This window comes from Micromonospora sp. NPDC050187 (assembly GCF_044459745.1).
GTDB lineage: Bacteria > Actinomycetota > Actinomycetes > Mycobacteriales > Micromonosporaceae > Micromonospora.
This window is the reverse complement of the sequence record NZ_JBITJH010000001.1, coordinates 566,126-590,610: the sequence shown is the minus strand read 5'-3', so window position 1 is coordinate 590,610 and position 24,485 is coordinate 566,126. Positions and strand designations below refer to the sequence as shown.

23 protein-coding genes are annotated in these 24,485 nt (G+C 73.9%); 15 read left to right on the top strand and 8 right to left on the bottom strand.

Going from position 1 to position 24,485, the window contains the following annotated elements:
• Positions 1-122 precede the first annotated feature (122 nt).
• Complete coding sequence (locus tag ACIBJE_RS02915; protein WP_396742085.1) at positions 123-341, bottom strand: hypothetical protein; 219 nt, start codon at positions 339-341, stop codon at positions 123-125.
• Positions 342-521: 180 nt separating this feature from the next.
• Here ACIBJE_RS02915 and ACIBJE_RS02910 point away from each other — a divergent pair, with 180 nt between their 5' ends.
• Positions 522-902: a hypothetical protein gene (locus ACIBJE_RS02910; protein WP_396742083.1), complete on the top strand. Its 381-nt coding sequence runs from the start codon at positions 522-524 to the stop codon at positions 900-902.
• A 41-nt stretch (positions 903-943) separates the two neighbouring features.
• Entirely contained in the window at positions 944-2,182 is a 1,239-nt protein-coding gene (locus tag ACIBJE_RS02905) for a cytochrome P450 (protein WP_396742081.1), read from the top strand.
• 82 nt (positions 2,183-2,264) lie between these two features.
• Here the strand turns inward: ACIBJE_RS02905 and ACIBJE_RS02900 are convergent, their stop codons facing one another.
• Positions 2,265-3,182, bottom strand: a complete 918-nt coding sequence (locus ACIBJE_RS02900; RefSeq protein WP_396742079.1) for a DUF72 domain-containing protein — start codon at positions 3,180-3,182, stop codon at positions 2,265-2,267.
• A 132-nt stretch (positions 3,183-3,314) separates the two neighbouring features.
• Here ACIBJE_RS02900 and ACIBJE_RS02895 point away from each other — a divergent pair, with 132 nt between their 5' ends.
• A complete protein-coding gene (locus ACIBJE_RS02895) occupies positions 3,315-3,821 on the top strand; it encodes a DinB family protein (RefSeq protein WP_396742077.1) in 507 nt (168 codons plus the stop codon).
• An 89-nt stretch (positions 3,822-3,910) separates the two neighbouring features.
• Here ACIBJE_RS02895 and ACIBJE_RS02890 read toward each other — a convergent pair whose 3' ends face one another.
• Entirely contained in the window at positions 3,911-4,171 is a 261-nt protein-coding gene (locus ACIBJE_RS02890) for a hypothetical protein (protein WP_396742075.1), read from the bottom strand.
• 228 nt (positions 4,172-4,399) lie between these two features.
• Here ACIBJE_RS02890 and ACIBJE_RS02885 point away from each other — a divergent pair, with 228 nt between their 5' ends.
• Positions 4,400-5,281, top strand: a complete 882-nt coding sequence (locus ACIBJE_RS02885) for a hypothetical protein (RefSeq protein WP_396742073.1) — start codon at positions 4,400-4,402, stop codon at positions 5,279-5,281.
• Between the two features lie 31 nt (positions 5,282-5,312).
• Positions 5,313-6,029: a Pr6Pr family membrane protein gene (locus ACIBJE_RS02880; protein ID WP_396742071.1), complete on the top strand. Its 717-nt coding sequence runs from the start codon at positions 5,313-5,315 to the stop codon at positions 6,027-6,029.
• Positions 6,030-6,033: 4 nt separating this feature from the next.
• On the opposite strand, the gene ACIBJE_RS02875 is transcribed toward ACIBJE_RS02880, so the two are convergent.
• Both ACIBJE_RS02875 and ACIBJE_RS02870 read right to left on the bottom strand, forming a co-directional pair.
• A complete protein-coding gene (locus tag ACIBJE_RS02875; protein WP_396742069.1) occupies positions 6,034-8,091 on the bottom strand; it encodes a glycogen debranching N-terminal domain-containing protein in 2,058 nt (685 codons plus the stop codon).
• A complete protein-coding gene (locus ACIBJE_RS02870) occupies positions 8,091-8,462 on the bottom strand; it encodes an SCP2 sterol-binding domain-containing protein (protein ID WP_396742241.1) in 372 nt (123 codons plus the stop codon). The genes ACIBJE_RS02875 and ACIBJE_RS02870 overlap by 1 nt, the downstream gene beginning before the upstream one ends.
• A 228-nt stretch (positions 8,463-8,690) precedes the next feature.
• Here ACIBJE_RS02870 and ACIBJE_RS02865 point away from each other — a divergent pair, with 228 nt between their 5' ends.
• Both ACIBJE_RS02865 and ACIBJE_RS02860 read left to right on the top strand, forming a co-directional pair.
• Entirely contained in the window at positions 8,691-9,740 is a 1,050-nt protein-coding gene (locus ACIBJE_RS02865; RefSeq protein WP_396742067.1) for an NAD(P)-dependent alcohol dehydrogenase, read from the top strand.
• 22 nt (positions 9,741-9,762) lie between these two features.
• Positions 9,763-10,278 (top strand): 2'-5' RNA ligase family protein, encoded by a 516-nt coding sequence (locus ACIBJE_RS02860; RefSeq protein ID WP_396742065.1) that lies wholly within the window; start codon positions 9,763-9,765, stop codon positions 10,276-10,278.
• An 87-nt stretch (positions 10,279-10,365) separates the two neighbouring features.
• Here the strand turns inward: ACIBJE_RS02860 and ACIBJE_RS02855 are convergent, their stop codons facing one another.
• Positions 10,366-10,848, bottom strand: a complete 483-nt coding sequence (locus ACIBJE_RS02855; RefSeq protein WP_396742063.1) for a type II toxin-antitoxin system PemK/MazF family toxin — start codon at positions 10,846-10,848, stop codon at positions 10,366-10,368.
• A gap of 157 nt (positions 10,849-11,005) precedes the next feature.
• The gene (locus ACIBJE_RS02850) at positions 11,006-12,013 is read right to left on the bottom strand and encodes a hypothetical protein (RefSeq protein WP_396742061.1); all 1,008 of its coding nucleotides are present in this window, start codon (positions 12,011-12,013) and stop codon (positions 11,006-11,008) included.
• Positions 12,014-12,550: 537 nt separating this feature from the next.
• On the opposite strand from ACIBJE_RS02850, the gene ACIBJE_RS02845 reads away from it, so the two are divergent.
• Genes ACIBJE_RS02845 through ACIBJE_RS02810 form a run of 8 tightly spaced genes read left to right on the top strand, consistent with a single transcriptional unit; the run spans position 12,551 to position 23,525 of the window.
• Positions 12,551-16,555 carry an amino acid adenylation domain-containing protein gene (locus ACIBJE_RS02845; RefSeq protein ID WP_396742059.1) on the top strand — a complete coding sequence of 1,335 codons (4,005 nt, stop codon included), beginning with the start codon at positions 12,551-12,553 and terminating at the stop codon, positions 16,553-16,555.
• Entirely contained in the window at positions 16,552-17,490 is a 939-nt protein-coding gene (locus ACIBJE_RS02840; protein ID WP_396742058.1) for a fatty acid desaturase family protein, read from the top strand. The genes ACIBJE_RS02845 and ACIBJE_RS02840 overlap by 4 nt, the downstream gene beginning before the upstream one ends.
• On the top strand, positions 17,487-18,131 hold the full coding sequence (locus ACIBJE_RS02835; RefSeq protein ID WP_396742056.1) for a GNAT family N-acetyltransferase: 645 nt from the start codon (positions 17,487-17,489) through the stop codon (positions 18,129-18,131). Before ACIBJE_RS02840 ends, ACIBJE_RS02835 begins: the two co-directional genes overlap by 4 nt.
• Positions 18,132-18,171: 40 nt before the next feature.
• A complete protein-coding gene (locus tag ACIBJE_RS02830; RefSeq protein ID WP_396742054.1) occupies positions 18,172-19,899 on the top strand; it encodes an aspartate aminotransferase family protein in 1,728 nt (575 codons plus the stop codon).
• A 2-nt stretch (positions 19,900-19,901) separates the two neighbouring features.
• Positions 19,902-21,398, top strand: coding sequence for an AMP-binding protein (locus tag ACIBJE_RS02825; protein WP_396742052.1), 1,497 nt, complete (start codon positions 19,902-19,904; stop codon positions 21,396-21,398).
• A complete protein-coding gene (locus ACIBJE_RS02820; RefSeq protein WP_396742050.1) occupies positions 21,395-22,339 on the top strand; it encodes an amidohydrolase family protein in 945 nt (314 codons plus the stop codon). The genes ACIBJE_RS02825 and ACIBJE_RS02820 overlap by 4 nt, the downstream gene beginning before the upstream one ends.
• Complete coding sequence (locus ACIBJE_RS02815; protein WP_396742048.1) at positions 22,336-22,587, top strand: phosphopantetheine-binding protein; 252 nt, start codon at positions 22,336-22,338, stop codon at positions 22,585-22,587. The genes ACIBJE_RS02820 and ACIBJE_RS02815 overlap by 4 nt, the downstream gene beginning before the upstream one ends.
• Positions 22,584-23,525, top strand: coding sequence for an amidohydrolase family protein (locus ACIBJE_RS02810; RefSeq protein ID WP_396742046.1), 942 nt, complete (start codon positions 22,584-22,586; stop codon positions 23,523-23,525). The genes ACIBJE_RS02815 and ACIBJE_RS02810 overlap by 4 nt, the downstream gene beginning before the upstream one ends.
• Before the next feature lie 68 nt (positions 23,526-23,593).
• On the opposite strand, the gene ACIBJE_RS02805 is transcribed toward ACIBJE_RS02810, so the two are convergent.
• Positions 23,594-24,478 carry a phenylalanine 4-monooxygenase gene (locus ACIBJE_RS02805; protein ID WP_396742044.1) on the bottom strand — a complete coding sequence of 295 codons (885 nt, stop codon included), beginning with the start codon at positions 24,476-24,478 and terminating at the stop codon, positions 23,594-23,596.
• Positions 24,479-24,485: the final 7 nt, after the last annotated feature.

Below are 24,485 nucleotides of genomic sequence, written 5' to 3'. Positions count from 1 at the left end.
GGGTGGGGTGGGGGGCTGGGGGGGGCCCCCGGCCCCCGCCCGCCCCCCCGGTGTGGGGCCCCCCGGGGGGGGGGGGGGGGCCCCCCGGCCCCGGGGGGGGGGGGGGGGCCACGCCTGCCGGATCACTCCTCGTCGGCGCGCTCCTGGTTGCCGGTCGCCTCGAAGTGCCAGCCCTGGTCGGTGTCGCGGGTGCGCCGGTACTCGACGTACCAGATCCCGCCGTCCCCCCGGTGGTCGAACTCGATCCGCTCGGCGGGCCGCCCGTCGGCCTCCACCGGAGCCGGGCACACCGTCCCGTCGAGCGGTCCGCCGTGCAGATGGGCCTGGACGCTGCGGTTCATGTCGACTCCCGTCCTCGCGGCCACCCGGCGTACGGCCGGCGACCGGTCGCTGCTGACCTCCGGTGCGGTTACCCGGCCCCGGCGACCGGTAACGGTCCGGCGCACCCGGTGCGGGCGGGCATGCGGACGCTTCCGACGGGGATTCCACCTCGGCAGACGCAGCCGACCAGCGAGGTGATCATGAAGGAGCGGGACACCGAGGGACGCGGACCCCAGCGGCCGGGACCGTGGGGCAGCACCGGCGAGTACGAGGGCGAACTGCCGTGGGGAGTCGGCGAGGACTCGCCGATGGACGAGGGCAGCGAGGTGGCCGGCGTACCGCCGGGACGACGGGGCGAGCGGCGCGCGGGCGAACCCGCGCGGGTGACCCGACCTGCCGGCCGGCACGGGTTCGGCCCGGTCGAGTCGGGCCGCCATGTCGAGGCCGGTCCGGGAGCGCCCCCGGACCCGGCACCGTCCCGCCGTACCTTCCCCGACGACCGCGCCGGCGGCGACCTGCCGGACAACGCGTTGGAGGAGGCGACCGGCATGCATCCGGAGACCTGGTCACCGGGCGGCTGAGAGCCGGTTTCCCCGTCCGGACGACCGGGCAGGAGGATGGCATGTCGGCACACCGTGGTCTCCGCCTGGACAACACCCTCCCCCTCGCGTTCGAGGGGTACGCCTGGCTGCCGAACCGGCGGCGACGCGCCCACGCGGACGCCGTGCCGATGCGGTTGCTCGGCCGGCCGGCGGTGGCGCTGCGCGGACCGGAGGCGGCCCGGTTCTTCTACGACGAGCGGCACGTCCAGCGGCACGGCGCGCTGCCCGAGCCGATCCGCAGCACCCTCTTCGGCCACGGGGCGGTGCACACCCTCGACGGCACGGCGCACCGGGTCCGCAAGGCGATGTTCCTGGCGCTGCTGACCGGCGGCGGCGTCGACGACCTGGTCGCCCGGGCCGCAGCGGCCTGGGACGAGGCGGTGCCCGACTGGGCCGACCGCTCCCCCGTGGTGCTCTTCGACGAGACGGCGCGGGTGCTCACCCGGGCGGTCTGCGACTGGACCGGGGTGCCGGTCACACCGGCCGAGGTGCCCGCATTGGCCGGGGACCTGGTCGCGCTGGTGGACGGCTTCGGCACCGCCGGGCCACGGCACTGGCGGGCCCGCCGGGTTCGGGCCCGGCGCGAGGCGTGGCTGGCCGACCTGGTCGACCGGGTACGCCGGGACGAGGCGGAGCCGGCCGACTCGGCCATGGCGGCGGTGGCCCGGCACCGGGACGCCGACGGCACCGAGCTGGACCCGCGCACCGCCGCCGTGGAGCTGCTCAACATCATCCGCCCGACGGTGGCGGTGAGCTGGTTCGTGGCGTTCGCCGCGCACGCGCTGCACCGGTGGCCCGAACACCGCGACCGGCTGCGCGCCGACGACCCGGCGTTCACCGAGGCGTTCGCCCACGAGGTGCGCCGGTTCTACCCGTTCGCCCCGTTCGTCGGCGGTAAGGCGGTACGGGACCTGGAGTGGGGCGGCGAGCACGTCCCGGCCGGGGCGATGGTGCTGCTCGACATCTACGGCCAGCACCACGACGCCCGGTTCTGGCCTGATCCGTACCGGTTCACTCCGGAGCGTTTCCTGGGTCGGGAGATCGACCCGTACGAGCTGCTGCCGCAGGGCGGCGGCGACCCGGCGGCGGGCCACCGCTGCCCGGGCGAGGCGATCACGGTCGCCCTGCTGCGGGCGCTCGCGGTGAAGCTGGCCCGACTCGACCACGCCCTGCCCGACCAGGACCTGACCATCCCGCTGAACCGGATCCCGACCCGACCGCGCAGCGGCATCCTCGTCGAGGTGCGCCGCCCCACCTGAGGCGCCCCGCCTGCGGTGGTCCCGGGTGCCTGGTCGCGGGTGCGGGTGCGGGTGCGGGTGAGGTGGTAGCAGGGGTCCCCTGTTACCGCATTTTGCCGAGCAGGGGTCCCCTGCAGGCAGCCCAGCCCGCCGGCACCCCCAGCAGGTCGGCCAGCCGGGCGGCGTCCCGCTGGGCCTGGTCGCCACAGCAGTTGTTCATCAGCACGTGCAGCTCGTCGGCCTGCCCGGCCAGCTCGGTCAGCAGCTCCGCCCAGCGTGCGAGTTCGTCCTCGGCGTACGCGTAACGGAACCGCTCCTGCTTGTCGCCGCTCTCCCAGGCGGCGCTGTGCCCGTGGAACCGGACCATCGCCAGCCCGGCGGTGACGGTCAGGATGGGCGGCACCGACGAGGCGAACCCCTGGGGCATGTCGACGCAGACGAAGGTCAGGTCGTGGTCGCGGAGCAGGTCGAGGGTGTCCAGCACGGTCGGCTCGGCGAACCAGGAGTGGTGGCGCAGCTCGACGGCGACCCGGTGGGGCCGGCAGCGCCCGGCGAGTTCGACGATCCGCCGTCTCGCCGCCTCGCCGTGGGCGAACCACGGCGGGAACTGCAACAGCACCGCCCCCAGCCGGTCGGTCCCGGCGAGCGGGGTCAACGCGGCGTGGAACCTCGCCCACAGTTCGTCGTACGTCTCGGTGGGCAGGTCGCGGCGCTGGACCCGGCGGCGGGTACCGGCCGGACGCAGGTCCCGGGGCAGCACGGAAACCGGTGTCGGGTGCCCGGTGAACAGGCTGAACGCCTTGACGTCGAAGGTGAACCCGTCCGGGGTGGCCGCCGCCCAGCCCTCGGCGGTCTCCGGCGTCGGCACGGCGTAGTAGGAGGTGTCCACCTCGACCAGACCGAACCGGCCGGCGTAGTGGCCGAGCCGAGCCGCAGGGGTCCGGGCCGTACGGGGGTACCAGCCGGAGCGCAGCAGCATCTGGTCGGCCCAGGACGACGTACCCACCCTGATCACACCCATGTCACCAGTTCACCCCCGGTGTCCGGATTCGGCAACCGGTGGCGGCCCCCGGCGGTACGCGCGCGCCCGCGAAATGTCGGAGGGTGCCCCTAGCGTGTGTCCCGATCGGACGACGTGAAAGGACACCCCCACGTGACCGTTACCGACCTTTCGACGACCGGCGAGCGTGCCGACCTGCTCGAGTCGCTGGCCCTGCACCGCGGTTTCCTCCGACACACGGTGCGCGGGCTCACCGACGAGCAGGCCGCCCGGCGCACCACGGTCAGCGAGCTGTGCCTGGGCGGCCTGGTCAAGCACGTCGCCGGGGTCGAGGAGCGGTGGCTGCGCTTCGTCATCGAGGGCCCCGCCGCGATGCACGCCGACCCGGAGACCTGGGTGGAACACTTCCGCATGTCCGACGGGGAGACCCTGACCGGCCTTCTCGACCGGTACGCCGACGTCGCGCGGCGCACCGACGAGCTGGTGACCACCCTCGACCTCGACGTCACCCATCCGTTGCCGTCGGCCCCCTGGTTCCCCCCGGGTGCCCGTTGGTCGGTGCGTCGGGTGTTGCTGCACGTCATCGCCGAGACGGCCCAGCACGCCGGGCACGCCGACATCATCCGGGAGGCGCTCGACGGGCAGCGGACCATGGCCTGACCGCCCGCCCCGCCAACGTCCGACTCGCGCTGTTCGGTGAGGAGGAGACCCCGGGCACCCGGGCCCGGGGGGGCAGGACGAGGCGTGGGTCAGGCGCGGGGCGGGCCCTGGTAGTTCGGCGCGACGTAGACGGGCAGGCGCTCACCGCCGGCGCGGGCGTAGCGACGGGTGTACGTGACGTGACCACCGGCTCGGGAGGGCGGAGGGCCTCCCGCAGCTTCAATGTTCCGCTCCGTCGGGAGCGGAACGGTGAAGCTGAGCGGGAGCGACCGCAGAGCGGCGGACGCCCTGGCGGGCGTCACCTCGTGACGTTCGTTGTGCCAGGGACCACCGAGGAAGAGCACCTTCATGCGTTCATGTTCTCCTGTCGCTGACCGTGACGCCTCATCCATCCATCTGTCGACGGGTACCGTCCCGGTTGGACCTTGAGGTGTCGATCCGTCCGTTCTGCCGGTGACCCGAGGGATGATCCCGGGTTGGTCCCCGGGGACCGGGAGGATGATCCTCCGGTCGGCCATCCCGCCGGCCCCGGCCACCAGTGTGACGTCGGAGGGATCCCCGGCGCTGATGGACACGAGATGACCTCACATCACCAACACCGGATCGACCGGGAGACCGTCGAGCGCCTCCTCGACGGTACCGCCGTCGACCGCCGACAGGTCCCCGACGATCTCGTCCGGCTGCTCGACGCGGTCCGCGCCGCCCCCCTGCCGGAGGAACTGCGCGGTGAACACCGGGCGGTGCGGGCGTTCCACACCGCCCGCCGGACACCCGCCCGACGACCGTCGCCGCGCCCGGTCCGCCAGGGCGCCCTGGCCCGCCTGCTGCCGGCGAAGACCATCGCCGCGCTCGCCATTGCCGCGACCGGTGGCATGGCCCTCGCCACCGTACAGGGGGCGATGCCCGAACCGCTGCGTCCGGTGCCACCGGCAACGACCACGCCGGTGGACGGGCCATCCGGCGGCATCCCGGAGCCGGTGCGGACGGCGCCCACCCACGGGCCGCCCGGCGGCGGGCCACGGGCACCGGAGCTGGTCCCGTCGTGCCGGTCCTGGCGGGACGCGCGCGCCATCGACCCGGAGCGGGCGCTGCGGGACCCGGCTTTCGCCCCGCTGCTCCGCGCCGCCGGTGGGCGGGACGAAGTCGACGCCTGGTGCGAGACGGTGCTGGGCGGCCGGCGGACGCCGGGGCCCTCGGCCGGCGCCCCGTCCGCCGGGCCGTCCGCCGGGCCCGACCGGCCGGCGCCTCCACCGGCGAGGCCGACCGGGCAGCCGGCGGTGCCGTCGGTGAACCCGGCGAGGCCGACCGGGCAGCCGGCGGTGCCGACCCCGCCGGTGGGCGACGTCCCGGGCCGGCCCGGAACCACCGCCGACCCGTCGGAGCCGACCGCCGACCCGTCGGAGCCGGTGGGCGCACTGCCGGAGCCCACCGAGCCGGGCGGAGGCCCCGCTGGCCGGTGACGGGCCCGGCAGAGGCTGTTAACGTGCGCTGATGACTCTGCGGCGTGGACCGGCGGCGGTGGTCCTCCGACTGCTGGTCGTCCTCAGCGTGCTGGCCGGGATCGTGCTGACCGCCGCCGGCCCGGCCACCGTGACCGGCCTGCTGCCGTACTTCACCATCCAGAGCAACCTCGCGGTCGGACTACTCGCCGGGTACGCCGTCGCGCGGGCCTGGCGGGGGCGGCCCGACCCGCCGTCGGCACTCAGGGGCGCGGTCACCCTCTACATCACCATCACCGGGGTGGTCTACCACCTGGTCCTGGCCAATTCGGCCAGCCCGTTCGCGATGGCGCAGCCGGACCGCTCCCTCGCCGACGCGACCGGTAACCAGTTCCTGCACACCGTGGTCCCGTTGCTCGCGGTGGCCGACTGGGCGCTCTTCGACCGCCGGGGCCGGCTACGCCCCCGGTACGCGACCTGGTGGCTCGCCTTCCCGCTGGCGTACCTGGCGTTCGCGCTGGTCAGAGGGGCGCTGGTGGACTCCTACCCGTACCCGTTCGTGGACGCCGGCCAGCTCGGCTACGCCGGTGTGACGGTGAGCGCGGTGGGTTTCGCCGTGGCGTTCTGGCTGCTCGGCCTGGCCTTCGTCGGGGTGGACCGGGTCCTTGCCCGCCGCGCACGGCCGCCGGCGTCGACCGCCCCGGCGCAGCGTGCGGCAGCGCCGGCCCCGACCGGCACGACGGAAACGGCCGGGACGTCCCGGAGGTGAGGGATCAGCGTGACGGACCGCTCCGCCCCGCCGCCCGGTCCCGCCCGTACGCGTCCGCATGTCCCCAGCGCCCCGGAATGTCGAGCAGTTCGACCCGGCCGAGCCCCTCGGGCAGCGCCGGGTCCACCAGGAGGTTGCCGCCGCACGGAGCCAGCCCGAGGATGGCGCTCAGCACCATCAGCGTGGCCCCCGCCGACCACGACTGCGGAGAGCCGCCGGCGGGCAACGGGACGGGGTAACGGGTCATCTGCCGGTCGTACCCGGCGACCAGCTCGGGGAGCCGGCCGGCGAAGTGCGCCGCCATGTCGATGATGCCCCGGGCGACCCGGGCCGCCTCCCGGTGGAGACCGTAACGGCGCAGACCCGCCACGGCGAGCGCGGTGTCGAACGGCCACACCGCGCCGAGATGGGACCCGACCGGGTTGTAGCGCCGTTGCCCGGAGCCCAGGGTGCGTACACCCCAGCCGCTGAAGAGTTCGGGGCCGACCAGGTGCCCGGCCACCTCGTCCGCCCGCCCGGCGTCGACGATGCCGCTCCAGAGCAGGTGTCCGAGGTTGGAGGCGATCGCGTCGACCGGTTCTCCGTCCGGGCCGAGGGCGAGGGCGTACGCCCCCCGGTGCGCCAGCCAGAAGTCCCGGTCGAACCGCTGCCGCAGCTGCGCCGCCTCGTGTTCGAGCCGGTCGGCGTAGGCCGGATCGTCCCAGAAGTCACGGGCCAACCGCGCACCCCGCAGCTTCGCGTCGTAGGCGTACCCCTGGAGCTCGCAGGTGGCCCGGGGGAAGCCGGGTTCCCGGCCGTCCCGGCCCACGATCGCGTCGTCGGAGTTCTTCCAGCACTGGTTGACCAGGCCGTCACGGGTGTTGCGGCGCTGGTAGCGCACGTAGCCGTCGCCGAGCGAGTCGCCGTACTCGTCGATCCAGTCGAGCGCCATCCGGGCCGGGTGGCGCAGCTCGCGCACCAGGTCGGCGTCGCCGGACCAGCGCTCGTACTCGTCGAGGAGGATCACGAACAGCGGGGTGGTGTCTGCCGCGCCGTAGTAGACCGTGGTCGGGTCCTCGCCGAAGGCGCCGCGCTCGCCGTACCGGACCCCGGCGAGGATCTTGCCCGGCTCCTCGTCGTACCGGTCGTCGAGCCGGCTGCCCTGGTCGAACGCCAGCATGCGCAGCACGGCCGGGGCGAACTCCGGCACGTACGGCAGCGTCTGGAAGGCGGTGACCAGGGCGTCCCGCCCGTAGAGGGTCATCGACCAGGGCATCCCCGCCACGGGCAGCGGCTCGGTGTACGCCAGCGGGGTGTACCGCAGGGCGGCCAGGTCGAGCAGGCTGCGCCGGTACGCCGTACCCAGCGTCTCGCTCTCGGCGACCAGCTCAGGCGCCCGGTCCAGGAATCCGCGCAGGTCCGCCCGCATGTCCTCACGGAGGTGCCGACGGTGTGACTCCAGGTCGGAGCGCAGGTCCCGCCCGACCTCCGTGCTCAGGAACATGAGGACGCGCAGGTCGGTGGCCCACGCCCCGTGCGGCTCCACCACGATCCGGAAGGTCATCCCGGTCTCGTCGATCTCGGCCGGGTGGGTGGTGGTCACCACGGTCTCCCGGCAGAAGCGCTGCCGGGCGTACCGCAGGCGCAGCTCCCGCTGCTCCGGCCGGACGGTGGCCTGGATCGACCGCCGCTTCGGCGCGGTGATCTCGCCGATGTCGGCGAAGTCGGTCCCGATGTCCAGCCGGACGACGAAGGCGGCCGGCTCGGCGGAGTGGTTCAGTACGGTGATCCGCTCGTTGAAGCTCTGGTCGAGCGAGCGGTGCCGCAGCACCGAGACGTCCGCGTCGACGTAGTGGCTGGCGGCGCCGGGCACGAGGAGGAACCGGGTCTCGAAGTGCGTCATGTCGTTCCGGGACAGCGCGTTGAACCGCCTGCCGTCGATGGTGAGCACCCACCGGGACAGGAACCGGGTGTCGAAGGAGAAGAGACCCGTCGGGGTACGCGGGTCGCACTCCATGTCGCCCTCGGTGTCGCTGACCGCGAAGGAGTTGCCGGTCATGACGTGGACGCGTTCCTCCCTCATCACCGCCCCTCCTGTCGGGCCACGTCGCGGGGGTGCCGGGCGCCGGGCGGGCCGGGGAGGATCCGGCGCAGCACCGTCAGCAACGGCAGACGTCCCCGGGCCGTCACGTCGTTGCGCAGCAGCGCGCCGACGATGTGGGTGCGACCGGTGGCGAGCTGGTCGAAGACCTCCCGGTCGGCCCGGACCACCAGCTCCGCCTCCTCCGCCGACCGGGTCACCCGGACGGTCTGCTGGTCGATGGTCAGGTGCCAGTGTTCGGTCGAGCCGTTCCCGCTGACGTCCAGGCGCACCGTCCCGGCCGTCGTCTCGGGCAGGTCGGTGTGCCGGCCGGCGACGCCGTGCGCCAGGTACTCCGCCGCCGGCCCGGTCATGTCGCCGGCCTCCCGCCACGCCTCCATGCCCGCACGGTCGCACCGGTACGGGTGACGAGGCGTCACCCGTGCCGGGTGAGATCCCGGCCCAGCCGGGTAGACGGGGCCGACGGGGCGGCCTGCCCGGACGGCGCGGCGTCGGCTCGACGGTCGGACGGCCGGTGACGGTCTCCGGCCCGGCTCCGCCGCGTGGCGGAGGAGACAGGATCACGACGAAGGGCGACGACGATGCGCGCGCTGCGACTGCCGGACTGGAAGAGCGAGCCGGAACTCGTCGAGGTGGACGAGCCGACCCCCGGGCCGGGGCAGGTGGTGATCAGGGTCGGGGCGGCCGGTGCCTGCCACTCCGACCTGCACCTGATGCACGACTTCGAGGCGGGGGCGGTGCCGTGGAACCCGCCGTTCACCCTCGGGCACGAGAACGCGGGATGGGTGCACGCCCTCGGGCCCGGCGTCACCGGGCTGGAGGTGGGACAGCCGGTCGCGGTCTACGGCCCGTGGGGCTGCGGCACCTGCGCACGCTGCCAGTTGGGTATCGACACGTACTGCGAGAACCCGGCCGGTGCGCCGGTGCCCGGCGGGGGCGGCGGCCTGGGGCTGGACGGGGGCATGGCCGAGTACCTGCTCGTGCCGGCCGCCCGGCACGTCGTCCCGCTGCCCGAGGGGCTGGACCCGGTGCTGGCCGCGCCGCTGACCGACGCCGGCCTCACCCCGTACCACGCGGTCCGCCGTTCCTGGGGCAAGCTGCCGCCCGGCAGCACCGCCGTGGTGATCGGGGTGGGCGGTCTCGGCCACGTGGGGGTGCAGATCCTCAAGGCCACCACCGCGGCGAGGGTGATCGCGGTGGACACCAAGGACGAGGCGCTCGCCCTGGCCCGCGAGTGCGGGGCCGACCTGACCCTGCGCTCGGGCGAGGAGGCGGTGGCCGAGATCCGGGCGGCCACGCCCGCCGGTCGGGGCGCGGACGTGGTGCTCGACTTCGTCGGGGTCGACGCGACCCTCAGGATGGGCGCGGCCAGCGCCCGTACCGTCGGCGACCTGACCATCGTCGGCATCGGTGGCGGCACCCTGCCGGTCTCCTACTTCTCGGTGCCGTACGAGGTGAGCATCCAGACCACCTACTGGGGCAGCCGACCGGAGCTGGTCGAGGTGCTCGACCTCGGTGCCCGGGGGCTGGTCCGGCCGAAGACCACCACGTTCGGGCTGGACGAGGCGGTCGACGTCTACCGTCGGCTCCAGGCGGGGAAGGTGGCGGGACGGGCGGTGATCGTGCCCTGAGCGCGGGCCCTAGGGTGGGCCGGTGGTCGCCGCGCTGGAGCTGTATCTCGACACCGACGCCACCCGGCGGATCCGGGTGCTCTGGGAGGCGTTGGAGGGCGACGGGGTGCAGAGCCTCCGGTACCTGCTCGACCAACGCCACCGCCCGCACGTGTCGCTGGCGGTGGCGCCCCGCCTGGACCCGGAGCAGGTCGCCGGGGCACTCGCCGGGCTGACGGTGGCCGCGCCGCTGCGGCTGTCGTTCCAGTACGCCGGGCAGTTCGTCGGACGGGTGCTCTGGCTCGGCCCGACACCGACGCCGGAGCTGCTCGCCCACCACGCCGAGGTGCACGCCCGGCTCACCCGGGCCGGCGTCGGCCTCTCCGAGCACTACCAGCCGGGACGCTGGGTGCCGCACTGCACGCTCTCCATGCGGGTGCCCAACGCGCTGATGGCCGCCGCCGTCCGTCGCTGCCTGGAGGTGCTGCCGATCGAGGCCCGGGTGGTCGGCGCGGCGGTCACCGACCACGCCCGGGGCATCGCCCACCCGCTGTCCTGACCCTCGTGGTGGCGCTGCGGAGCTGGCCGGTGAATCGCGTCCCACCGTCCGGGGCGCGAATCCCGGCCGGGTCGGATCAGGGCGGGCTCACCTCCAGCCGTACTCCGCCCGCAACACCCCGGCGACCCGGTCGAACCGGGCCCGGTCCAGCACCGCGCCCTCCCGGCGGATCCCGTCCTCCCGCATGGTGAGCACCCGGTCGAGGCGGACCCAGCTCGGCCGGTCGTCCCGGTCCCACCCACCCGGGCCGAGGGGGAACCAGTGCCGCTGGCCGTCGCGGTCGCTCTGGCTGGAGAGCATGAGCCCGAAGAGGGTCCGGCTCTCCCGACCGACCACCAGCACCGGCCGGTCCTTGCCCTGACGGGGGTCGTCCTCGTACGCCACCCAGGTCCAGACGATCTCACCCGGGTCGGCCCGACCGTCCAGTTCGGGCGCGTAGACGAGCTGGCGGCGACGGAGGGCCGCCGTCTGACGCCCCCGGGCGACCTGGGCGGGAACGTGCGCCGGGGAGCCACCGCCCCGGGCGACCCGACCGACCCGTGCCGCCATACCCCTCAACAGTCCCGCCACGGCCGGAAGCCTAGCCGCCGACGGCCAGCTCCGCCCGTCCGCGACCACGGCACGACCGGGAACCCGTCCGCCCGCGCAGCCCGGTCGATGCGGATGGCGGGGAGGCCAACCGAGACCGCGGAGCCCCTCCGCCCGCGCAGCCCGGTCGACGACGGCGTCAGGGAGTCACCAGGTAGTTCCACGAACTCGGACCGGGGGGCGCGGGGATCGGAGCCCCTCCGCCCACGTCCCGCGACTCGGCGATCACCCGCATCTCCACCTCGTGCCGGCTCGGTACGGAACCGGGCAGCCGGAGCAGGACGTTCGAGCGGACCCGGTCCTCTCCCCGGTTCCAGCGCATCGTGTTCGAGGGCAGGTGGCACACGGTGATCGTGACCCCGATCCGGGTGGCGAAGCGGGTCAGCCCGGACCGCCAGGACCTGCCGCCCGGTCCGGCGGAGTCCGCGACGATCAGCAGGTGGCGGGCCTGTTGGCCGGACTCCGCCCACCAGCCGGAGACGGTGGCCAGCGCCACCGCCCAGGTGTCCCGGTCGACGGGCTGGTCGGTCCAGTCGCCCTCGTCCGCAGGGCCGGACGTGCCCGCGTCACCCACCCCGGCGGCGGGGGACTCCGGCCCGGCGCCGCCGGCCATCCCCGCCTGTTGGCGACGACGCAGGCTGAGCACGATCACCGGCTGCCCGGCGAGGATGCACCGTTGCACGTGCTCGTTGACCCGGTGGAACTGGGCGTCCCGGTCGAGTTGCTGGCCGGCGAGCAGCGGACGGGAGCTGGTCGACAGCCGGAAGCCGGCCTCCCGCAGCAGCCGGCTCACCGACCAGGCCGACACACGGTGCCCCAGGCCGGCCAGCTCCTCGGCGAGCCGCCGGGTGGAGCGGGTGGTCCACTGGAGCACCGGACGTGGCTGGTGACGGGGTTCCATCAGTCCGAGCAGGTCGGTCATCAGGCCGGGATCGGTCTCGGTGAGCCGCTTGCGCCCCCCGCCGGGACGCCGCACGCGTGGAGGGCGCGCCCCCGGGGACTCGAGCTCCTCGATTCCCTTCGAGACGGTGCTCGGATGCACCCCGGCGGCGAGGGCGATCCGGCTGATCCCACCCCGCCCGAGTGACCGGGCCCGAGCGGCCAGCACCAACCGGCGCTGCCGCTCGTCAAGATGCGGTTCGAGCATTCGGAACTCTTCGGCAAAACCCTTTACGCCATCCCCGTTCATCCCCATGACTTGACGAGTATACGCATCTCAAAGCACTCCACGAGATCGCTTGCGGTGAATTTCTACACAAAAATCTGTCCATTCTCACCGACACCTGTGCACCTCGGCGCACCACTGGAGCCCATCGACAGCTATCGCAGCGACCGCGCCGGGCCGGATCACCCCGACCACGCCGGCTCCGCAGCTCAGACAGCAGGGTAGGTGCACACTCTCCCGCGCCGACCCGCCTACTGGCGACCCGGAACCCAACCGAACCCACCACGCCCAGCCGCCAGTTGCCACGTAGTTATTTCCTCGCGAAGCGCGACTACGACCAGTAGCCTCGCACAACTCGAAACGCACTACCTGCTGTTTGAGCGCACCCGGGTCAGCATGTGGAATCAAAGTTGACGGCGCGAGGAAATAGGTATTTGCAGGCCACGGGAAAGTCGTGCTACCTCATTGGATCTGCGCGGCGCGAACTCGGGGGAACACAAGAGCCGGTTGGAGGCGTCAGTGTTGTTCGACCACGACAGACCGGACTGGCCGCTGCTGGGCGCCCAGTCCGGGATCTGGTACGCCGAGTCACTGGACCCCACCGGAGCGTCCTGGAGCATCACCGACCGGGTCGACATCCACGGTCCGGTCGACCCCGCCACCATGACCGCCGCCCACCACCAGGTCGAACGCGACTGCGACGCGCTGCGCCTACGGTTCGCGGTCACCGCCGCCGGGCCGGTGCAGCACGTCGACCCGGACGCCTTCTCGCCGCTGCACCTGGTCGACGTCAGCGCGGAGGCGGACCCGGAGGCGGCGGCGGACGCCTGGATGGCCGCCGACATGGCCGCCCCGGTCGACCGGCTCGGCACGGGGCTCTGCACCACCGCGCTGATCCGGCTGGCCCCGGAGCACTTCGTGCTCTACCGCCGGGTCCACCATCTGATGGTCGACGGCTGGAGTCTCGCCCAGTTGCACCGCCGGACCGCGGCGACGTACACCGCGCTGGCGACCGGTCAGGCCCCGCCGGCACCGCCCCCGCCGCTGCGGATCCTCGGTGACGGTGAGGCCGCGTACCTCGCCTCCAACCGGTTGGAACGGGACCGGCGGCACTGGCTGGAGCGGCTGGCGGACCGGCCGGAGCCGACCCGGCTCGCCGGCCGGCACGACCGGCGCGGCGGGAAGGTGATCCGCCGCCGGGCCCACCTCGGCGTCGCCCGGACCGAGCGGATGCGGACCGCCGCCGAGCGGTTCGGGGTCGGCTGGTCGGAGTTCGCGGTCGGGGTCGCGGCGGCCTACGTCGGTCGGATGGTCGGCAGCGCCGACGTCCTGCTCGGACTCCCGGTCACCGGCCGGATGAGCCGCGCCGAGCGGGACGTGCCCGGTATGACCACGAACGCCATGCCGCTGCGGGTCCGGATGCCGGCCGGCGCCAGCCTGGCCGACCTCCTCACCGGCGTGGGCGCGGAACTGCGGGCCGGCCTGCTGCACAGCCGCTACCCCGCCGCGCTGCTCGGACGCGACCTGGGCCGGACCGGCCAGGGCCGACCCTTCTGGGGCGCGGTGGTCAACGTCATGGGCTCGACCGCCCCGCTGCACTTCGCCGGTCACCCGGCCACGGTCCGCACCCTCTCGCTGCCGGACGTCGACGACGTCTCCCTCGTCTTCTTCCAACTGCCCGACGGGGACACCGAACTGCTCCTCGACGCCGACTCCGTCGCCCACCCGCCCGCCGAACTCGACGCGCACCTGCGGCGGTTCCTCTTCTTCCTGGACGCGGCGACGTCGGCGGAGCCCGGCACCGCCGTGGACGACCTGCCCCTGACCGATGCCGAGGAACGGGACCGCCTCCTCGACTGGGGCCGTGGCCCGGTCCGGGACATCCCGTCGATCGGCGTGCACCAGCTCGTCGAGCAGTGGGCGGAACGGACCCCGGACGCGCCCGCCCTGGACGACGACGGCACGCCGGTGAGCTTCGGTGAGCTGGACCGGCGGGCCAACCGGCTGGCCCGGCACCTGGTCGACCGGGGCGTCGGTCCGGGCCAGGTGGTGGCGTTCGCGCTGCCCCGGTCCGCGACGCTGGTCACCGCCGCGCTGGCGGTGCTGAAGTCCGGGGCGGCCTTCCTCTCCCTCGACCCCGCCTACCCGCTCGCCCGGTTGTCGTTCATGGTCGCCGACGCGGAGCCGAGTCTGCTGCTGCTGTCCCGCGAGACCTCGGCGCTCGGCGACCACCTGCCGGTACGGCGGCTGCTCCTCGACGACCCGGAGCTGGCCGGACGACTGGCCGCCCTCGACGGTCGTCCCCTGTCCGACCGGGAACGGACCCTGCCCACCTCACCCTGGCAGCCGGCGTACCTGATCTACACCTCCGGCTCGACCGGCACGCCGAAGGGCGTGGTGGCGCGCCACCGGGGCGTGGTCAACCTGACCGCGGCCATGGTGGACCGGCTGGGCTCCGGACCGGGCACCCGGACCCTCCAGTTCGCCTCCGCCAGCTTCGACGCCTTCGTCGGCGAGATGACGCAGTCGGTGCTGAACGGCGGCACCCTCGTCCTCGCGCCGGCCGACCGGTTGACGCCCGGTCCCGAGCTGGTCCGGCTGATCCGGGAACGCGCGGTCAACGACCTCGTCCTCGCCCCGTCCGTGCTCGACGTGCTGTCCCCGCAGGACCTTCCCCCCGGCACCACCGTGTCGATCGTCGGCGAGGCGTCCGCGCCGACGGTGGTCGAACGGTTCGCGCCGGCCTGCCGGCTGATCAACGGGTACGGGCCGACCGAGGCGACGGTCTCGACCGCGATGAGCGGTCGGCTCACCCCGGACCGGGCCGCCGCCCCGCCGATCGGGACCCCGCTGCGCAACGTCCGGGTCTACCTGCTCGACGCGCAGCGGCGACTGGTGCCCACCGGCACGGTCGGCGAACTGCACATCGGCGGCGCGGGGGTGTCGCTGGGCTACCGGGGCAACCGGGCGCTGACCGAGGAACGCTTCCTGCCGGACCCGTTCGCCGCCGACGACGGCGAGGCGCGGATGTACCGCAGCGGCGACCTGGCCCGGTGGACCGCCGACGGCGAACTGGTGTTCGTCGGACGCGACGACGACCAGGTGAAGATCCGTGGCTTCCGGATCGAGCTGGGTGAGGTCGAGGCCGCGCTGGTCCGGCAGCCCGGGGTGGTCCGGGCCGCGGCCACGGTCCGCGACGACGGGACCGGGGGCCGGCACCTCGTCGGGTACGTGGTGCCGGCTGCGGACAGCGCGGTCGATCCGGCCCGGATCCGGGCCGGCCTGGCCGAGGCGCTCCCCGCCCACCTGGTCCCCGGGATCGTCGTCCCGGTCGACGAGCTGCCCCGCACCGCCAGCGGCAAGCTCGACCGGGCCGCCCTGCCCGACCCGTACGCTGCGACGCCCGACCGGCCCGGCGCGACCGGTGACGGGACGGCCGGCCGGACCGACGCGGAGGAGGTGCTGGCCGCGCTCTTCGCCGAGTTGCTGGGCGTGCCGGCGGTCGGCCCCAACGAGAACTTCTTCGACCTCGGTGGACACTCGCTCTCCGCCACCCGGCTGCTGGGCCGGGCCCGGACCCTGCTCGACGTCCGCCTGTCGGTGCGCGACCTGTTCCGCCACCCGACCGTCTCCGCGCTGGCCGCCCGGATCGGTCCCCCGTCGGTGGCCGCCACCGGTCCGGTCGTCGCCGTGCCGCTGCGACGCACCGGCAACCGACCGCCGCTGTTCTGCCTGCCGCTGCCGGACGGCCGGAGCTGGCCCTGGTTGCGCCTGGTCGCCCAGTTGCCCGCCGAGCTCCCCGGGTACGGCCTCCAGGGCGGCGTGACCTCCTCGACCGGTTTCCAGGAGCTGGTCGACGCATACGTGGCCCGGATCCGCGAGGTCCGGCCCGAGGGTCCGTACCACCTGCTCGGCTGCGGGACCGGCGGCTACCTGGCGTACCAGGTGGCGGTCGCGTTGCAGGCGGCCGGCGCGGAGGTCGGGCTGCTGGCCCTGCTGGACAGCTACCCGCCGGACGAGACGCATCCGGCACCGCCGCCGACCGACCGGGAGGCGCTGCTCGGCGTCCTCGACCTGTACGGCGTGCCACGACCCGCGTCGGTCACCCCGGACGCCGCCGCCGTGGCCGCTCTGCTGCACGAACGGGGCGGCGGGCTGACCGGCGTCGACGAGTCGGCCGTCCGTGACCAGGCCGACGCCCTCGCCCGGCTCGGCCACCTGGCGCACGAGTTCACGCCCGGCCGGTTCGTCGGGGATCCGCTGGTCCTCGCCACCCGCGCGGACCGGGCGGGGCACCCGCCGGTCGTGCCGGACTGGGGCAAGTACGTGACGGGTCGGGTCCGCGAGCGGCTGCTCGACGTCGACGCGGCCCCGCTGGCACCGGAGCCGGTGGCCGCCCTCGCCACCGCGCTCGCCGCGGCCCTGGACACCGGCGACGACGCGACCGGCCCGGCACCGGCGGGCGCCGGGTCGGCGGCACCACCCGACCACCGAGCGACCGCAGGAGGAGACGGGTACCCGTGAAACCCACCGATGAGGCCACCGCGCGCGCCACCCGGGCCGACGTCCGCAGCGCCGCCCGACATCTGCGCACCGAGGTCGACGACCGGTCCTTCGCGTCGAAGCTGGCGCTCTGGGCCCTGCTGACCGTCGCCGGCGGAGTGCTGGCGACCCGCCCGGAGACCGCCCTGCGGGTGCTGGGCGTGGTGGTGCTGGGCTGCATGTTCGCCCACGCCGCCGAGTTGCAGCACCAGACGCTGCACGGGCTGGGATTCCGCCACGCGCGGACGAACCGGCTGGTCGGCGTCCTGCTGGGACTGCCGATGCTGATCTCGTTCTCCGCATACCGGGCGACCCACCTGCGGCACCACCGCGACCTGGGCACCCCGGACAACCGCGAGTTCTTCGACTACGGCGACCAGTACGGCACCGACCGGCCCCGCTCCCGGGTACGCACCGCCTGGGCCTGGACGGTGCGCTTCACCATGCTGCACCACTACGGGATGTTCCTGGTCGACGCCGGGCGCGCGCTGCGCGGTGCGGACCACCCCGGGGAGAACCCCACCACCTCCCGCCGGATCCGCGCCGAACACCGGCTCGTCCTCGCCGTGCTCGTCGCCGCGACCCTCGGCTCGGTGCTGCTCGGCCAGGCCCTGGTGGTGTGGTGCTGGCTGGCCCCGCTGCTGCTGGTCGCCGGGCCGGTGCACGCGCTGGTCGAGCTGCCGGAGCACTTCCGCTGCGCCACCCTGGACCGCGACCCGTTCGCCAACACCCGCACGATCCGGTCGAACCGGCTGATGACGTGGTTCACCAACGGCAACAACTTCCACGTCGAGCACCACCTGATGCCGAACCTGCCGATCGAACGCCTGCCCGAGCTGCACCAGCAGGTGCAACACCAGCTGCGCCACTTCCACCCCGGATACGTGGACTTCTTCCGGACGTTGGTGCGCCGGTGAGCGCCCCGTCCACCACCGGGGTGGTGTTCCGGCTGGCCGAGTCGGCGGCGGACCGGGCGGCCGTGCTGCGGCTACGCGAGGCGGTCTACGTCCAGGACCAGGGGCGGCTGCACGACGCCGCCGACACCGAGGAGACCTTCGACCGCTTCGACCCGTACGCCCACTACATCCTGGCGCTCGACGGCGGTGAGCCGGTCGGCACGGTCAAGGTCATCCCCGACCAGGCGGCCGGGCTGCCCTGCGAGGACGTGGTCGACCTGACCGCGCTGCGGCCGGGCAACCGGGTGGTCGAGTTCGGGCACCTGATGACCCTGCCCCGGATCCGCAGCCGTTCGGTCGGGCTGGGGCTGATGCGCGAGGCGCTGGTGCACAGCGTCCGGCGCTTCGGCGCGACCCACATCGTCGGGGACTTCTTCGTCGACGAGAACTCCGGCCGGCTCCGGGACTTCTACGTCGAGATCGGCTTCGTGCCGCTCGGCGAGCCGTACCTCGACGAGCGGTTCGCCGGTGGGCCGCTGAGCCTGGTGGCCTACCTGGACGTGCCGGACGCGGTGGCCCGGTCCCGCACGCCGGAGGGGCGGCGCAGTCGCCTGTTGCAGTACTTCTTCGCCGACTACCACGCGTACGCCAGTGCCCGGTGACCACGGATTGTCCGGTGACCACGGGCGGGAGGAGACGAGGGTGCGAACACGTCGTCAGGAGCTGGCCGAGGCGAAGGCGGCCCACAACCATCCGACCTACTCGACGATGTCCTTCGTCATGGGCTGCGGGGTGCAGGGTCCCGGCTCCGGCGCGCATGTGACCGACGGCGACGGCCGGGACCTGCTGGCCCTGTTCGACCAGTACGGCAACCAGTCGTTCGGTTACTCGCACGAGCGGATCCTGGCCGCCGTCGCCGAGCAGCTGGCGTCCGGCCGGCTGAACAGCACGAAGATCCTCTTCGAGGAGGAGCAGATCCGGCTGACCGCCCGGTTGGCCGAGCTGACCGGTGGCCGGCTCCCGTACGCCTACCTGGCCAACGGGGGCGGGGAGAGCATCGACAACGCGCTCAAGCTGGCCCGCGCCGCCACCGGGCGGACCACGTTCGTCAGCGCCCTCGACTGCTTCCACGGCAAGACCTTCGCCGCGCTGAGCGCCGCCAACCGTCCCGAGCACGCCGCGCTGTACCGCCCGTTCCTGGAGCGGTTCCGGCAGGTGCCCTTCAACGACCTGGCCGCCATCGACCGGGCCGTGGACGGCGACACCGCGGCGGTGCTGCTGGAGCCGGTGCAGGCCGAGGGGGGCGTGATCGTCCCCGACCCGGACTACCTGGCCGGGGTGCGCCGGATCTGCACCGAGCGGGGGGCCCTGCTGATCCTGGACGAGATGCAGACCGCCTTCGGCCGCTGCGGTCCCTTCTTCGCCTTCGACCGGTTCGGCGTCATCCCCGACCTGGTCTGCGTGGGCAAGGCGTTCGGCGGCGGGGTGGTTCCCCTGTCGGCGGTGCTCGGCACCGACGCGGTCTGGGACAGCCTGCGGGCGCTGCCGTCCACCTTCGGGTCCAGCCTGGGCGGCAACCCGCTCTGCTGCCGGGTGGGACTGGCCGCCATCGAGATCGCCACCGAGGAGTCGTTCGGCCGGACGGTGGCCGCGCACGCGGAGACGCTCGGTGACCGGCTGCCCGCCCTGGTCGCCCGTTTCCCCCGGTTGCTCGCCGCGCACCGGGGCATCGGCATGATGCACGGCCTGGAGTTCCACGACGAGACGCTCGGCGGAATGGTGCTGGCGCTGCTGCTGCGGCACGGCGTGACCTCGACGTACTCGCTCTACCACAGCCGGGTGCTGCGGGTGCAGCCGCCGATGGTCATCACGCCGGCCGACCTGGCGTACGGGCTGGACGTGCTGGAACGGGTGCTGACCGAGGTGGACGCCCGGCAGGACGACCCGGCCGGGCGACCGGCGGTGCCCTGCTCGCCCGTCGTCCGGACGGCGCTGCTGCCGGTGCCCTGTGCCGAGCTGCGCGACCTGCTGCACCGCCGGCCCCGCCTGCTGGACCCGTTCGCGCTGGACGTGGCCGCGCTGGACCCGTTCGCGCTGGACCCGTCCGGCGCTACCGACGACGGGCTGGAGCCGGAGTTCGGCGGGACGCTCGGACACGACCGGGTGGTCTGGGCCGACCGGGTCACCCGCACACCGGAGGGGGTGACGGCCTCGGCCGTCCCGGACTGGCTCTGGCGGCGGCTGGACCGCGCCGTCCGGGTCCTCCCGGTCGACGGTGACGACCGGCGCAGCGCGGTGGAGGTCCGCGTCGACTGGGACACCGGGTCCGGGCCGTACGAGCCGCTGCTGGCCGGGCAGCTCGGGCCGTTCGTCAGCGACCGGCTCGACGCCCTGCTCGCCCGACTGGCCGACGAGATGGCGAGGACGTGACCATGAACCTGGCAGACCTGACCGACCGGTACCGCGACCGGCGCACCGCGCGGATCGTGGAGATCGACGCCGCCGGGCGGCGGCGGGAACTGACCCACGCCGAGCTGGCCGAGGCCGTCGACGAGCGGGTCGGCCGGCTGCGCGCCATCGGGGTGCGCCCCGGCGACGTGGTCGGCATCCGGGCCGGCAACAGCATCGACTGGGTGGTGTGGGACCTGGCGGTGCTGGCGCGCGGGGCGGTGCTCCAGGCGTTCGGAGACGAGACCACGGTCGACGCGGGGTTCGCTGACCGGCACGGGCTGGCCCTGCTGGTCGACGGCGACCGGGTGCACCCGACCGGCCGCCGGCCGCACCCGGTCGGCGAGATCCCACCGGACCTGCACAGCCTGGTCTACTCCTCGGGCACCTCCGGCACGCTGAAGGGGTTGCGGATCAGCCGGGCCGGCACCGAGTACGTGATCAACCGGTTCGTCGACGCCTTCGGGATCACTGCGGCCGACCGACACCTGATCTTCCTGCCGCTGGCCAACTACCAGCAGCGGCTCTCCGTCTACTGCTGTCTGTGGGTGGGGGCCGACCTGGTGCTCGCCCCGTACCAGCGGGTCTTCGCGGCGATCCGGCAGGAGCAGCCGACCTTCGTCATCGCCCCGCCGGTGTTCTACGACGCGGCCCGGCAGCTGCACGCGCGCAGCGCGGCCGGCACGCCGCTGCCCGAGTTCCTGGGCGGCCGGATGCGCTTCATGATCACCGGCATGGCCCCGATCTCCCGGGCCACCCTGGACGCGTTCTGGGCCGGCGGGGTCCCGCTGCTGGAGGCGTACGGGATGACCGAGAGCGGCATGATCGCCTGGAACACCGCCGACGCGCACCGGGTCGGCACGGTCGGCCGCCTCATCGACCCGGACGCGGTGGAGTTCCGGCCCGACGGTGAGCTGCTCATCCGGCGACCGGCCCCGCTGAGCCTCGGCTACTTCGACGTCCCGCCGGAGGTGGCCGGGGAGACCTTCCGTCCGGACGGCACGATCGTCACCGGCGACTACGGCCGGCTGGACGCGGACGGCTTCCTCACCCTGGTCGGCCGGAAGAAGGACGTGATCACCCTCGGCAACGGCCGGAAGGTGCACCCGGCCGAGATCGAGGCCCGCTTCACCGGGGTGCCCGGGGTGGCCGACCTGATCGTGGTGCCGACCCGGTCGCACCGGCTCGGCGCGATCGTCACCCCGACGGTCGACACCCCCGAGCAGCGGACGGCCGTGCGGGACGGCGTCGAGCGGGTCAACGTCGGCCTGGCGAGCCACGAACGCCTCACCGCCGTGGTGTTCAGCGCCACGCCGCTGCGCGGCGACCCCCGGTTCCTGACCGCCAACCTGAAGCTCAGCCGCACGGCGGCGGCGGACTGGTTCGCCGACCACGTCGGGGCCGACGACCCGGCCGACCCCCGCGCCGCCGGCCCGGCCCGCGTCGCGGTCGACGCGCCCGCCCAGGCGGACCCGGCATGATCGTCGACGGGCACGTGGTGCTGGCCAGCGACCGGGTCATCCCCCGTGAGTACCTCGAGGAGCAGGCCGCGAACGTCCACCACCGACTGGCCGCGCACGGCCAGGACGTCGACCGGGCGGCGATCACCGAACGCCTGCTGGCCATCCACTCCGACCACGACGGTGACCGTCTGGTCGCCGAACTGGACGCCGCCGGGGTGACGGGGGCGTTCCTGGTGGCCGCCGACTTCTCCCACGTCTCGCCCCGGGCCACCCCGCCGGACGAGCTGGCCCGCCTGCACGACCGGGTCTGCCGCCGGCACCCGGGCCGGTTCCGGGTGTTCTGGGGGGTCGACCCGCGCGCCGGGGCGGCCGGGCCGGAGGACTTCGAGCGGACGGTGACCGAGTACGGCTTCGCCGGTCTGAAGCTCTATCCGCCGGCCGGCTACTCCCCCAGCGACCGGCGGCTCTACCCGTACTACGAGATCTGCGCGGCGCGCGGGCTGCCGGTGCTGACCCACACCGGGCCGGGCTGGGCGCCGCTGGACTTCACCTACGGTCCGCCGCTGCTGGTCGACCAGGCGGCCCGGGACTTCCCGCAGGTGAACTTCGTCCTCGGCCACGGCGGGGTGACCCACGTGGAGGAGGCCTCGTACCTGTGCGCCCACCGCCCCAACGTCCATCTGGACGTCAGCCAGTTCCCGTCGATGCTCTCCGCCGACGGCTGGGTGGCGCACCTGAACCGACTGTTCCGCAGCGGCATCAACCACAAGATCGTGTTCGGCACCTGCTGGCCGTCGTACCGGATGTCGACGACCCTGCCGGCGGTGCTCGCCGCCTTCACCTCGGACGGCGTCTTCGCCGGCGTCCGTCGCTCCCACCAAAGAATGATCATGGGAGAGACCATCCTTCGCCTGGCCGGCGACCCGGTCGCCGCCACCACCCCGGGAGGCCACCAGTGAGCGTCGACGCCACCGCGTTGCAGAAGGAAGCCATCGAGTGGGTCCGGGAGTGGAACGAGGACGACCTCCCGGTCGACCTGGACGCCGACACCCCCCTGCTGGCCAAGGGCCTGCTCGACTCGATGGGCATGGTCGCCTTCGTGTCGTTCCTGGAGGAGCGGTTCGATCTCCGCTTCGACTTCACCAGCTTCGTGCCGGGGCCGAACGCGTCGATCCGTACCCTGCTCGACCACTGCCTCGGACGATGATCCACGACGGCCACTGCCACGTCGCCTCCACCGACTTCATCCCCCGGGCCTTCCTCACCGACGTCGCGGCGGGGATGCACCGGGGGCTGAGCGCGGTCACCACCGCCCCGCCGCTGTCCACCCTGGTCGAGGGGTACGTGGCCCAGCACCAGGACCACCACGCCGACCGGCTGGTGGCCGAGATGGACGCCGCGGGCGTGGCCACGGCGGTGCTGCTCGTCCCCGACTTCGGGCTGGTGATGTCGACCCCGCTGTCCCTGGCCGGGATGGCCCGCCGCCACCACGAGATCCGGGCCCGGCATCCCGGCCGGTTCCGGGTCTACCTCGGCGCGGACCCGCGCCGGGGCGAGGCGGGGGCGCGGGAGTTCGCCGACCTGGTGGACCGGTACGGCTTCGAGGGGATGAAGCTCTACCCGCCCTGTGGCTACTCACCGTCGGACCGGGCGCTCTACCCGTACTACGAGGAGTGCCGGGCCCGGTCGATGCCGGTCTTCGTACACACCGGACCGACCGGGCGCAGCCTGAGCTTCGGCCCCGCCCACCCGCTCCTGGTCGACCAGGCGGCCCGGGACTTCCCGGACCTGGTGTTCGTGCTCGGTCACGGTGGGGTCAGCCACGTCGACGTCACCTCGTACCTGGCCCTGCACCGGCGCAACGTCTACCTCGACACCGGGGGCTTCGCCGGCTCGCCGGGCACCGGCTGGCCGCAGCGGTTGAACCAGCTGTTCCGGCTGGGCGTCAACCACAAGATCATTTTTGGTACGGACTGGCCGTTGAACCAGCTCACCGGCGGACTGCCCCGGCTGCTCACCGAGGTGCGCGAGTCCGAGGTCTTCGCCGGGGTGTCCCGTCGTGACCGGGAGCTGCTGCTGGGCGGAAACCTGCTGCGGGTGCTCGCGTCGGCCGCCCGGCCGGCACGGGCCGGGGCAGGACCGTGACCGGCCCGGCCGTCCCGCGACGGCGGGTGGCGGCCGGGCCGGGCCCGGTCAGTGCGCCCCGGTCCCGGTCAGGACCCGACCACCCCGGCGAGCTGTCCCCGGACGATCCCGTCGAGGAACCGGTCGAGGAACTCCTCCAGGTGGTCGAAGGAGTCCGCGCAGAACAGCACGGGCTGGTAGTCCTCCACCCGGTACCGCTGGGCCCCCATCGCCGCCGCGTCCAGCGGCCGGATCTCCGCCGCCGTCCGGAACTGGTCCAGCTCGCCGATCGAGGAGAGCAGGCTCGCCCCGCAGGCTCGCACCTCGCCGTCCTCGCGGACCAGACCGTACTCCAGGGTGAACCAGAAGACCCGGGAGAGCACGGAGAGCGCCTCGTGGCTCTCCAGCCGCCGGGCGGCCTCCCCCACCCGCCGGTAGATCGCCGCGAGCCGGTCACTGGCCAGCGCGCTGCCGTGCCCGACCACCTCGTGGATCATGTCCGGCTCCGGGGAGAACCGGGGCATCGAGCAGTGCCGGATGTACTGGGTCGCCTGGAACAGCCCGTCGGCGAGCGAACCGTAGAAGTCGCGCATCTCGACGATGCCCGCCGCCGGCCGGAACCGGAACCCGGTCAGCTCGGTCAGGCGCGCCGAGGCCGCGCCGAGCTGCGGCAGCAGGTCGGTGGGCAGGTCGAGCCGGCGCACGCCGTCGAGGAACTCCCGGCAGGCGTACCGCTGGTGCCGTTGCCGCAGCTCGGCGCCGACGATCCGCCACAGCTCGTGCTCCTCCTCGGTGTACTCCACGTCGGCGACCTGGCCGCCGGGCACGTGGTCCAGGGCGGCCTTCGCGATCCGCGCGCGGTGCCGCTGGTAGGCCGGGTCGTCCCGGCCCGGGTGCCCCTCGGCGAACACCACGGAGACCGTGCCGTTCTCCGTACGGATCACCGGCGAGTACAACGTCGCTTCCTTGAACATCGTCGCT